This window comes from Paenibacillus sacheonensis (assembly GCF_009909195.1).
Taxonomy (GTDB): Bacteria; Bacillota; Bacilli; order Paenibacillales; family Paenibacillaceae; genus Paenibacillus_Z; species Paenibacillus_Z sacheonensis.
Genome location: NZ_JAAAMU010000005.1, coordinates 504873 through 516797 on the forward strand (window position 1 = coordinate 504873; position 11925 = coordinate 516797).

Genomic DNA, 11925 nt, shown 5'->3' on the forward strand with positions numbered 1-11925 from the left:
CTCGTATTTTTAGAGTGGGCATTCAACCCGTCCTCACACCACACCATCGACAATAATGTCTAAGGTCAAATGACCCACAGCATGATCGAGTGCCTACGATGGTAAAGGTACAGTAGACATCACCTAAACGTTAAAACAGCCTCTATTCTCTTGCGCCGTAATAATAGTTTGTTGAACGCTTGCCGTACTTGGCATTCATTTTATTCAAAACAACGCCTGCGATGCGGGCATTCACATGCTCCAAGTTTGCTTTCGCCTTTACGACCAGTTCCTTATCTACTTTGCCTGATACGACTACCAGAATGACTCCGTCGCAATAGTTGCTTACGACCAAACCATCCGTTACGACCAGAATCGGCGGAGTATCGAACAGGATGATATCAAACTCTTCCTTCAACTCCTCCAATAACTCCTGCATCCTTCTGCTGCTTAGCAGCTCAGATGGATTAGGCGGGATCGGCCCCGATGTCAACACAGTGAGATTATCCGTAACCGATTCTTTGAATATCTCTCTCCACTCCACTTGATTGGAAAGAATACTCGTTAACCCATTTCGATTCGACATATTGAATACCGCATGAAGAGAAGGTTCACGGAGATCCGTATCGATCAGAAGGACCTTCTTGCCTTCTTGCGCATACGCAATCGCCAGATTGCTGACCGTGGTCGTTTTCCCTTCTCGCCGCTGAGCGGATGTGACCATCATGATTTTCATCGGGGAATCGATTGAGGAGAGCTGCAGATTCGTTCGAAGCGTGCGATAAACCTCGGATATGGGCGACTTAGGATTCTGCAGCGTAACCAGGTTGTTCTCAACTGTTGATCGTCGCATATGTTTCTTCCCCCACCTTTTGCTTTTTCGATGATGCCCGTGTTTTACGCAGTCGCATATCCTTCTTTTTGATTTTGGTTACGATAGCCAGAATCGGAAGATCGAGCGTCTCTTTCACTTCGGTTTCGGATTTGAACGTATGATCCAAATAATCGATCAAGAAGATTAAGCCGACGGACAACATGAACGAAACCATAAAACTAATGAGCATATCCATCGTAGAGCTCACATTAATCGGACCCGAGAAATCCTCGGGAGTGGATTCGCTTAGAATCGTGACATTGTCTACTTGCATGATCGAGGTGATCTCATCCTTGAACACGGTCGATATCGCATTTACCGTTTTGGAAGCTCGATCGAAGGAAGTATCAACGTAGGTTAAATTCATGACTTGCGATTGATTGGCGGAACTGACGGAGATTCTAGCGGCAAGCGCCCGCGGGCTTACTTTAATATCCGGGTACTTCTCAACAACCTTGTTCATAATGGCGGCCGATTTAATAATCTCCTTGTAGGAGTTAATCAGCATGAGATTCATTTGAATGGAGCTTAAATTCAGGTTTTCTTTATCAACCATCCGTTGATTTACAATGAGCTTCGCATCCGCACGATAGATGGGAGTCGTATAGTAATGACTTTTAATATAAGTGAGGGTACAAGCAATAATGACCACCACCGCTATTAACCAGCTCTTCTTCCAAATCATAAGAAAATATTGTTTTAGTTCCACTTTCTTTCCTCCTACTGCTCCAGTTTCAAATGAAGAATGATACAAACTGTATCTGATTACATCCCTACTTTACGATACGTTTAGTAACATGTCAATACCGTTTCGGCTTAAAATTGCGACATTTTGTTTCAAAAATCACAATTACTTTCCTTTAACTTAACGGCGTTAAAAGTATAGCGCTTTCATTCTGTCGATCATTCGGATCGGTAGAAAACCAGGCATCCAAAAAGGCATGGTTGGCTCTACCGACCATGCCTTCTATTCCTTGCTTCAATTTAGCTATATTCCTGCGGAGTAGTAAACACGTATACGGGCATCAGCTTCACGATTAAGGTGCCGTCGCCTAGTTGACCATAGTTGTTTTTACCCCATGCCCATACGCTATGATCGCTTTTCAATGCAAATGAGTGGTTCGCTTCCGTCGAGATGGCAACAACGTCGGTAATCAATGTCTTAGTCGGACTAGGCGTTTCTTTGATTGGCGCCGCGTGACTATTAATTTCGTCCAGAACGCCTTGGCCTGCCGTATTGATACCCAATTGACCGGTATTATTATTCCCCCACGCCCATACCGTTCCATCGTTTCTTAGCGCAAATGAACAGTAACCTCCTGCCCCTACGGCTGTGAAGCCGGTTAATCCCGGTACTTTCACAACCTTGGTGCGTTTCGTATAGGTCCCGTCTCCCAATTGCCCCGAGGTATTATCGCCCCACGTCCATATCGTCCCATCGTCTTTCAGTGCAACCGTATGTGAAATACCTGCTTTTAATGAAACGATTCCGGATAACCCGGCAACCTGCTTGGGGAGCAATCTGCTGCCCTTCGATCCGTCCCCCTGCTGATTGGTCCCATTCCCGCCCCAAGACCAAACCGTCCGATCCGCTTTCAATGCCACGGAATGGTAGTTACCGCATTTGATGGATATTACGTCCGTTAACCCGGCAACTTTCACGGGTGCAGTTCTCCTAACGGTCGTACCGTCCCCGATTTCGCCTGAACCGTTATTCCCCCATCCCCATACGGTTCCATCCGCTAATAGTGCGAGCGAATGCGCGTTGCTGCTGCTGATGGCGATAACATTGGATAGTTCTTTCACTTTGACAGGCCTGGTTCTGGTTACTAATGTCCCGTCGCCCAACTGGCCCGAACTATTGTCCCCCCATCCCCATACCGTTCCATCCTTCTTCAAAACGATCGCGAATGTGACCCCTGAACTAACGGCAACGATATCCGTGACATCGGCTACTGATTTAAATACGGAACGATTTTGTTTCGTTCCGTCGCCAAGCTGTCCTGCTTCATTATGACCGCTGGTCCATACCGTTCCATTCGGATAAAGCAGCATTCCGAAGCTTCCCCCAACGCCTTGATCAGAAAATGAACGTAATGGATTATTAACCGCCAACCTAATTCCTCCTCATAAACTAACAGCTCTTGTAGCTATATTCGAGGCTAGTTTTAGAGGTTCATCAATATTAAGCCCTTTTTTAAGATGCCGGCCCGTATCCATAAAAATTAACGGCGATACGTATTGAACGCGTATAACCCCAGCCAAATTGGTCAATGAATAATAATATCCACCAGATACATATTGTATCTATAAGCGGGTTTATATCCGAACAAATAATGAAATTTTTCAATAGACGATCTAAGCTCACAGCACTCTGTAACATTTCGTAGCAATGAATGCATTTGAAAGCGTTTCGTTATAAGATGGAGTTATAGCTAGTTAGGAGGAGAAATATGAACATAGGAAACATCATTTTCAAACTGAGGGAAGATCGGGGCTGGACGCAGGAACAAACCGCCGGTCTGCTTGGTATTTCTCGCGCTGCTCTATCTCATTACGAGAAAAACCGCCGCGAACCGGATACCGAGACTCTGTCGAAGTTCGCCGACTTGTTTCATGTTTCCGTCGATTATCTCGTCGGGCGAACCGCCGTCCCTCATGTCACCTTGGATGAGCCGGTTCGCGAGTTCGTGGATCAGCTGGAGCTGTCTGAGGAAGAGATTCTAAGCAAATTCGAATTGACTATAGATGGCGTCAAACTATCTCCCGAGGAGTCGCGCAACTTCATCGCATTCGTGCGCGCGGCTCGTAACATGAAATAACGAAAAAATAAAACCATAGTCGGCTTAGCCGTCTATGGTTTTTCTTATGGACTGCAGCTTTGCATGTATGTATAATTTCAATTGCTTGTTCAGAAGACTTATTTCTCTTACTTGTTCAAGTTCGGCAGGTCCGGCCATTCCGCACGATCAATCCCCAACTGTTCGAGAATTTCAAGGACATCCAATTCTACGGCAGTTGAAGCAGCAGTATTTCCCTCATTACCTTGATCGCGTCTCTTCGTCATACTCCGGCTCCTACCCCTCCACATACTGTTCCTCATCTGTAGCTCCGCCAATTGAACCGCTCCCTTTACCATCTCTATCTTTTCTCATACTTGTCTAACACTTTCTATAACCATTATATCCAGTCCTTTCCAAAAATGATGTCGAAGGGTAGGGGACAATAGTCACATGTTTTTTGTTTTTTTGTCGATCATTGTTCTATAACCCCGTTAAATATATTCGAGCAGCCATTTATAGCCGTTCGAACCCACTATTTGTCCAGATACGTCTTCAAATAGAATTAAGCATGCCTTCACATCAGCCTGCGTTCCTCATATTGTTCTAACCCGTCTGATGATGTTCCAACGAAGACGAATACAACCCGCTGAGCAACCCTACATCCTTCGATACCTTCATCATATTCATAGGGTCGTCATACAAGCCCAATTTCCAAAATTTATCTAACAAAAAAATGGCCATGAACACCGTTATCCATTGCGTTGCACTTTTAAGGACTCATTCCTTCGACAGATTTGACAAAAAAAACCGGCCATGGACAAGTCCATGACCGGTTTCGTATAGTCGCTTAGTTCCCGCCTACGCGGGCCAGCTCTTTCATATTCGCTTCGAATGCAGCAAGCAGTGCTGCTTCGCCTTCGAGGCCGGATTGTTCCATGTGTTCGATCTGCTCAAGCATGCGCTTGTAGTCTTTCGGGATGACCTTGACGAACTTCGTCTTGGACGTCTCCCAATCCGACAACAGGCGGTCGCCGATCGCGCTGCCCGTGTATTCCACGTGGCGCTTGATCATGCCGTGCAGCTCTTCGAGGTCGCGTGCTTCTTCGACGCGCTCCAGCAGCACCATCTCGATGTTGCAGTGCTTGTAGAAGTCGCCGGCTTCGTCCAGGACGTACGCGACGCCGCCGGACATGCCTGCCGCAAAGTTGCGGCCCGTTCCGCCGAGAATCGCGACGCGTCCGCCTGTCATATACTCGCAGCCGTGGTCGCCGACGCCTTCGACGACGATCTTGACGCCGGAGTTCCGTACTGCGAAGCGTTCACCCGCGATACCGCTGATGTAAGCCTCGCCGTTCGTTCCGCCGTAGAACGCGGTATTCCCGATAATGACGTTCTCTTCGGACTTGAAAGTCGCTTTCGGCGACGGAGCGACGATGATCTTGCCGCCGGACAGACCTTTGCCGACGTAGTCATTGGAGTCGCCTTCGAGCGTAAGCGTGATGCCCTTCGGAATGAACGCGCCGAAGCTCTGGCCGCCCGTGCCGACGAAGCGGAACGAGATCGTATCTTCCGGCAGTCCCGCCGCGCCGTATTTGCGCGTCACTTCGCTGCCCACGATCGTACCGACGACGCGGTTGATGTTCGTGATCGGCAGCGTGGCGCGCACTTGCTCGCCGGACTCGATCGCCGGTTGTGCCAGCGCCAGCAGATGCTGCATGTCGAGCGACTCTTCTAATTTATGATCCTGCTGCTGCGTGTTGTGGCGGGCCGCATCCTGCGGTACCTCCATTTGATGCAGCAGCGGACGAAGATCGATGCCTTTGAGCTTATAGTGATCGATCAGATCTTTGGTTTGCAGGCGGTCTACGCGGCCGACCATTTCGCTCACGGTACGGAAACCGAGAAGCGCCATGAACTCGCGGAACTCTTGCGCGACGAACAGCATGTAGTTCGCGACATGGCTCGGATCGCCCATGAACTTCTTGCGAAGATCCGGATTCTGCGTTGCGACGCCGACCGGACACGTATCCAGCTGGCAGACGCGCATCATGATGCAGCCGAGCACGACGAGCGGAGCCGTCGAGAAGCCGAATTCTTCGGCGCCGAGCAGCGTGGCGATCGCGAGGTCGCGGCCGTTCATGATTTTGCCGTCGGTCTCTACGACGACGCGGTCGCGCAGGTTGTTGAGCATAAGCGTCTGGTGCGTCTCCGCGAGGCCAAGCTCCCAAGGCATGCCCGCATGGCGGAGCGATGCGAGCGGCGATGCGCCTGTGCCGCCGTCATAGCCGCTGACGAGAATGACGTCCGCGCGGCCTTTGGCAACGCCTGCCGCGATCGTGCCGACACCCACTTCGGATACCAGCTTTACGTTGATGCGAGCCCGAGGGTTGGCGTTCTTGAGATCGTGAATGAGCTCGGCCAAATCCTCGATCGAATAAATATCGTGATGCGGCGGCGGCGAGATGAGACCTACGCCCGGCGTAGAGCCGCGGACTTCGGCTACCCAAGGATACACCTTGCGTCCTGGCAGCTGGCCGCCTTCTCCCGGCTTCGCGCCTTGCGCCATCTTGATTTGAATCTCGTCTGCGTTGACCAAGTAGTTGCTCGTAACGCCGAAACGTCCGGAAGCGACCTGCTTGATCGCGCTGCGACGGGAATCGCCGTTGGCATCCGGGATGTAGCGCTTCGGATCCTCGCCGCCTTCGCCGGTGTTGGAGCGTCCGCCGATACGGTTCATCGCGATCGCCAGCGCTTCATGCGCTTCTTTGGAGATGGAGCCATAGGACATGGCGCCCGTCTTGAAGCGTTTCACGATGGACTCGACCGACTCGACTTCGTCGAGCGGAACGGGTGCTGCCGAATAATTGAAGTCAAGCAGCGAGCGAAGCGTCAGATGCTTCTTGTCTTCGCCCTGCACCAGCTCGGAGAATTTCTTGTACAGCTTGTAGTCGTTCGCGCGGGAAGCCATCTGCAGCGTATGAATCGTCTGCGGCGTGAACAGATGGTCTTCGCCGTCCTTGCGCCATTGGTATTCGCCGCCGGAGTCGAGCTCCTTGACGCGGCCCTCTTGTTCGGAGAACGCACGGTGATGATGCTTCAGCGCTTCATCCGCGATGACGTCGAGGCCGATGCCGCCGATGCGCGTCTCCGTCCAAGTGAAGTATTGGTCGACGACGTCCTTGTTCAGGCCGACGGCTTCGAAGATTTGCGCGCCGCGGTACGATTGGATCGTGGAGATGCCCATTTTGGACAAAATCTTCACGACGCCTTTCGTTGCGGCTTTAATGAAGTTCTTCACGGCCTTCTCGTGCGTAACGCCTCTGAGCATGCCGCCGCGGATCATATCGTCGAGCGTCTCGAATGCCAAGTACGGATTGACTGCGCTCACGCCGTAGCCGAGCAGCAGTGCAAAGTGATGCACCTCGCGCGGCTCGCCGGATTCCAGCAGGATGCTGACCTTCGTACGCGTGCCTTCGCGAATGAGATGATGATGAAGGGCGGATACGGCGAGCAGCGACGGAATCGCCGCGTTCTCCCGGTCGATGCCCCGGTCGGACAGGATCAGTACATTATGGCCCTTGCCGATAACGCGGTCGGCCGCTTCGCACATTTGCTTCAGAGCGAAACGCAGTCCCTCTACGCCGTCGGCCGCCGTGAACAGCGTCGGCAGCGTTATCGACTTGAAGCCCGGACGGCGCACGTGGCGCAGCTTCGCGAACTCCTCGTTCGACAGGACCGGCGATGCCAGTCGGATCTGACGCGCGCTCTCCGGTTCCGGATTGAGCAGGTTGCGCTCGGGGCCGAGCGTCGTTCCCGTCGCCGTGATGATTTCTTCGCGGATCGCATCGATCGGCGGGTTCGTGACTTGCGCGAACATTTGCTTGAAGTAATTGAACAGACGCTGCGGGCGCTCCGACAGAATGGCCAGCGGCGCATCGTAACCCATGGAAGCGATCGGCTCTACGCCGCTGCCCGCCATCGGTTCCAGCACCTTGCGCAGATCCTCGAACGTGTAGCCGAACGCCTGCTGGCGCAGCTCGACCGTATCGTGATCCGGTTCCGGAAGCTCCGGCGCGTCCGGCAGATCGTCGAGGCCGACGAGATGCTCGTCAAGCCATTCGCGGTACGGATGCTCCGCCGCGATTTGAGCTTTGACCTCTTCGTCGGACACGATGCGGCCTGCTTTGGTATCGACAAGCAGCATGCGGCCCGGACGCAGGCGGTCTTTGTATACGACATTCTCCGGATCGACGTGGACCGTGCCCGCCTCGGAACCGAGAATGATGACGTCGTCTTTGGTTACATAATAACGTGCGGGACGAAGGCCGTTACGGTCGAGAATCGCGCCGATCTGGGTACCGTCGGTGAACGCCATCGCGGCAGGACCATCCCACGGCTCCATCAGGCAGCTGTGGTATTCGTAGAAGGCTTTCTTCTCGTCGCTCATGCCTTCGTGGTTGGACCACGGTTCAGGCACCATCATCATGGCTGCGTGCGGCAGCGAGCGTCCCGAGAGGTACAGGAATTCCAGCGTGTTATCGAACATCGCCGTATCGGATCCGTCCGGATTGATGATCGGCTTGATTTTGTCCAAACTTTCGCCGAACAATTCCGAAGCGAACAGCGCCTGGCGGGCATGCATCCAGTTGACGTTGCCGCGCAGCGTGTTGATCTCGCCGTTGTGGATCAGGTAGCGGTACGGATGCGCGCGCTCCCAGCTCGGGAACGTATTCGTCGAGAAACGGGAGTGGACGAGGGCCAGTGCCGTCTCCATCGCTTCGTCGTTCAACTCTGTGTAGAAAGAACGAACCTGCTCGGTCGTCAGCATCCCCTTGTACACGATTTTCTTGCTCGAAAAGCTGGAGAAATAGAAGCTGTCCGCGCCTTCCATGCCGGAATAACGGATGGCCAGCTCCGCGCGCTTGCGGATGATGTAGATCTTGCGTTCGAACGCAAGCTCATCCTGAAGCGATTCATCTCTGCCGATGAACACTTGGCGAACGTACGGTTTCACCGATTTCGCGGAATGTCCGAGCTTCTCGTCGTTCGTCGGAACGGTACGCCAGCCGATCAGCGTCTGGCCTTCCTCGCGAATGATCGATTCCAACTCGCGCTCATGCTTGCTGCGAATGCTCTCGTCCTGCGACAGGAACAGCATGCCGACGGCATAGTCGCCGTTAGCCGGGAGTTCGACGCCGAGTCCCTTCAGCTCGCGGGAGAAGAACGCATGCGGGATTTGAAGCAGGATGCCTGCTCCGTCCCCCGTGTTCGGCTCGCTGCCTTGTCCGCCGCGATGCTCCATCTGCTCGAGCACGGTCAGCGCCTGCTGGATGATCGAATGCGATTTGTATCCTTTGATGTTAGCCACAAAACCCATGCCGCAGGCGTCTTTCTCATATTGCGGGTCATACAGGCCTTGCTTCGGCGGCAATCCTAAACGGTTCTCTTTCACTTGGATAGTCACCTTTCTATGAGAAATTTTTGAATAAACAACGGAATCGGCCTACGCCCGTCATCGGCGGCAGTCCCCGCCCTCGGATCTCTTCGGATATCCGGGCAAGCGGCTAAATCTTACCTTGCGATCTGAAAATGGAGGAATGGATTTATTTGCAGGAATCCGACTTCATTTCTTCCCCTGAATGGCGTAGAATAAAAGCAGATTATGAAAACCTTTCCTTCCAGCTTTCATGGCATTCTTCAAAAAAAGACGCTGAGCAGCGGCTGGGTAAAAATGCCGTTTTTATCAGCATCCTTGCGACAAACGGACAGGATCGATTGATTTTCGTTATTATATGATTTTATCATCACCCTATAGCAATTATCAATTTATTATTTTAGCAAAAGTGATAAGACTTCTTTACCGGAACGCCCTGCACCAGCAGTTTGAATTTGCACTTTTTGTACTTTTCTTTTCATTAAGCTGCATAATTATCCAAAAGGATGTGGTCGATTTGACGAGCAATACGAGGAAATCCAAGGGCAAGGCAGCAGCAATGACGACGGCGGCGCTGCTGATTGCCGCTGTAGGTACGGGAAGTATTTGGACGGATAGTCATAGGGCCGAGGCCACTGCGCCTGCTGCTCAGGAATCAATTTCCACGTCGAACCATGCATTTGCAGGCTCGATTGGCCAGCCTGTAATTCCCTCGACCGCGCGTCAGTACGCGGCTGCACCTGCTGCGCCCAAGGCAGAAGCGAACGAGCCCTTACATATCGTGGCGGTCGGCGACTCGCTGACCGTCGGCTACGAGAACGGCATGACCGTCTCTTCCATTCCATACGGTTATGTCGAACGCGTGTATGAACAGGCGTTGTACCGCGGACGCGCGGATCTGAAGAATTACGGCATCATCGCGCTCAAAACGCCGGGACTCAACAAGTTTCTGAAGGCGGCCGCAGACGGCACGCGAATCGCCGCGGATGAGGTACAGACGAATTTGGCGACGTACCCGCTCGCTTCCGAGACCGTCGCCAAGACGGCCGCGCTTGCGGCGGATTTGAAAAATGCCGATCTCGTCACGCTGACGATCGGAGGGAACGATTTTACGCCGATCTTCGATGACATCAAGTCGAACAGCTTGTCGGCGGCCGACCTGCAGGCCAAGATGGACGCGATGCTGGCGGATTACGTACCGCAGCTCGAAGCGTCCTTGCGCACGATTCTGGGCTTGAACCCGAAAGCGACCGTCGTTTTCGCGGATCAATATTTGCCGGTGCCCAAGCCGTCCGTGTTAAACAAGGCGATCACGCAGGAGCAGTACGATATCTTGTCCGCGGCCGTGACGAAGCTGAAGGGCTTGGACGAGGCGCTCGCCGATAAACTGACCCAGGAAGGCTATGACGTGCGGACCGTGGACGTCTCGGTTCCGTTCAAGAACAATGAACTTGTCTATACGTACATTTTGAAAGGCGACATTCATCCGAAGCAATCCGGCTACGACGTCATGGGCCGTGCGTTCTCCAAAGGCATCTGGGGCGATTATCGCGATCCCGCTGCCCTGCCTGCCGGCGCCCCCCTGCGCGTCGTCGTGAACGGCACGGATCTCAAAGGCAATCATCCGGTGCTCAAGAACAATACGACGTTCCTGCCGATGCGGGATGTAGCGAACGCGCTGCATGCGACGCTGAATTGGGACAACAAGACCCGGACGGCGACGATCGCCTCCGGCGGCAAGAAGGTCGCGTTCACGATCGGCGCGAACACGATGAAGGTAAACGGCCAGAGCGTTGCGCTCGAGACGCCGGCTTATCTGCAGCAGTCGAACGGCAGCTCGCTTACTTACCTCCCGCTTGCAGCGTTATCCAAGGGGCTCGGGTATCAGGTGGATTATCGGAAACCGATCGCGACGGTGTATGTTAATTCGTAAGGTCAGGAAAGTATAGATTCGGGATGATGAAGAAATAAAAAGGCGGGATTCCGTGAAGCAGCTTAGGCTGCCCCTTGGAATCCCGCCTTTGTTTCTTCATTAAAGTACGATTTCGGCCGGCGCGGACTTGCTGCTCCGTTCCTTGCGATGCATGACCAGGAATACGGCCATCGTGAGCGCTGCGAATACGAGCGCTACGATCGCCAGGTACACGGCGCTGCTGCCGGTTGACTGCAGCTCGTTGCCGGTCAGAATTTCACGGAACGACCGAATGGTATACGTCATCGGCAGCCATTCGCCGACGCGCTGCAGCCAAGCGGGCACGAGCTCCGCCGGGTACGTGCCGGCGCTGCCGGTCAACTGCAGGATGAGCAGCATCACGGCGACGAATCGGCCCGGCTGGTCGAGGAGCGTGACCAGGAATTGAATGATCATCATGAACGCGACGCTGGTCAGCATGGACATGCCGATGAAGGCGCCCATATGATTGGCGTGCATGCCGATGCCGTAGATCAGGATCGCGTCGGCGATTAGCGCCTGCACGATGCCGATGCCTGCGAGAAGCAGCGCCTTGCTGACGAACCAGCTCCAGCCGGAGCGCGGCCTCGTGCCGGTCTCGCGCATCGGCACGACCATGGTGGAGAGCAGCGCGCCGACGAACAGGCCGAGCGATAAGGCGTACGGCGCGAAGCCCGTGCCGTAGTTCGGCACGTTCGTCAGCTTGTGCTCCTCGACATGGACGGGGTTCGCGAACATGTCGTAGAGGGCGTCGGTTCCGGTGACGCCCGCGGTCTGGGCTGCGGCGTCGCCGAGCTTGCCCGACAGCTCGGCCGTGCCGCCGGCGAGCTGGGCCGTGCCGCTCGCGAGCTCGGCGGAGCCGCTGGCCAGCTTGCCGGCGCCGCCCGCCAGCTGCGCCGCGCCG

9 protein-coding genes are annotated in these 11925 nt (G+C 53.8%); 3 read left to right on the forward strand and 6 right to left on the reverse strand.

The genetic code is table 11. The annotated features are described in order from the left end of the window. Positions 1 to 142: 142 nt before the first annotated feature. The 3 genes from GT003_RS12965 to GT003_RS12975 all read right to left on the reverse strand — a co-directional run bounded on the left by GT003_RS12965 (position 143) and on the right by GT003_RS12975 (position 2968). A complete protein-coding gene (locus tag GT003_RS12965; RefSeq protein ID WP_161698179.1) occupies positions 143 to 832 on the reverse strand; it encodes a CpsD/CapB family tyrosine-protein kinase in 690 nt (229 codons plus the stop codon). After that, on the reverse strand, positions 813 to 1562 hold the full coding sequence (locus GT003_RS12970) for a Wzz/FepE/Etk N-terminal domain-containing protein (RefSeq protein ID WP_161698182.1): 750 nt from the start codon (positions 1560 to 1562) through the stop codon (positions 813 to 815). Before GT003_RS12970 ends, GT003_RS12965 begins: the two co-directional genes overlap by 20 nt. 275 nt (positions 1563 to 1837) lie before the next feature. Beyond that, a complete protein-coding gene (locus GT003_RS12975) occupies positions 1838 to 2968 on the reverse strand; it encodes an RCC1 domain-containing protein (protein WP_161698186.1) in 1131 nt (376 codons plus the stop codon). Between the two features lie 338 nt (positions 2969 to 3306). On the opposite strand from GT003_RS12975, the gene GT003_RS12980 reads away from it, so the two are divergent. Then, complete coding sequence (locus tag GT003_RS12980) at positions 3307 to 3675, forward strand: helix-turn-helix domain-containing protein (RefSeq protein ID WP_161698189.1); 369 nt, start codon at positions 3307 to 3309, stop codon at positions 3673 to 3675. 107 nt (positions 3676 to 3782) lie between these two features. On the opposite strand, the gene GT003_RS12985 is transcribed toward GT003_RS12980, so the two are convergent. Continuing rightward, positions 3783 to 3920, reverse strand: a complete 138-nt coding sequence (locus GT003_RS12985; RefSeq protein WP_161698192.1) for a hypothetical protein — start codon at positions 3918 to 3920, stop codon at positions 3783 to 3785. Between the two features lie 563 nt (positions 3921 to 4483). Continuing rightward, entirely contained in the window at positions 4484 to 9088 is a 4605-nt protein-coding gene (gene gltB, locus GT003_RS12990) for a glutamate synthase large subunit (RefSeq protein ID WP_161698195.1), read from the reverse strand. Positions 9089 to 9243: 155 nt separating this feature from the next. Here gltB and GT003_RS12995 point away from each other — a divergent pair, with 155 nt between their 5' ends. Beyond that, a complete protein-coding gene (locus GT003_RS12995) occupies positions 9244 to 9432 on the forward strand; it encodes a hypothetical protein (RefSeq protein ID WP_161698197.1) in 189 nt (62 codons plus the stop codon). Between the two features lie 155 nt (positions 9433 to 9587). Continuing rightward, positions 9588 to 11003, forward strand: coding sequence for an SGNH/GDSL hydrolase family protein (locus tag GT003_RS13000; protein ID WP_161698200.1), 1416 nt, complete (start codon positions 9588 to 9590; stop codon positions 11001 to 11003). A 99-nt stretch (positions 11004 to 11102) separates the two neighbouring features. Here the strand turns inward: GT003_RS13000 and GT003_RS13005 are convergent. Beyond that, positions 11103 to 11925, reverse strand: an 823-nt coding sequence (locus GT003_RS13005) for a YhgE/Pip family protein (protein WP_161698202.1), incomplete at its 5' end; no start/stop codon positions are given.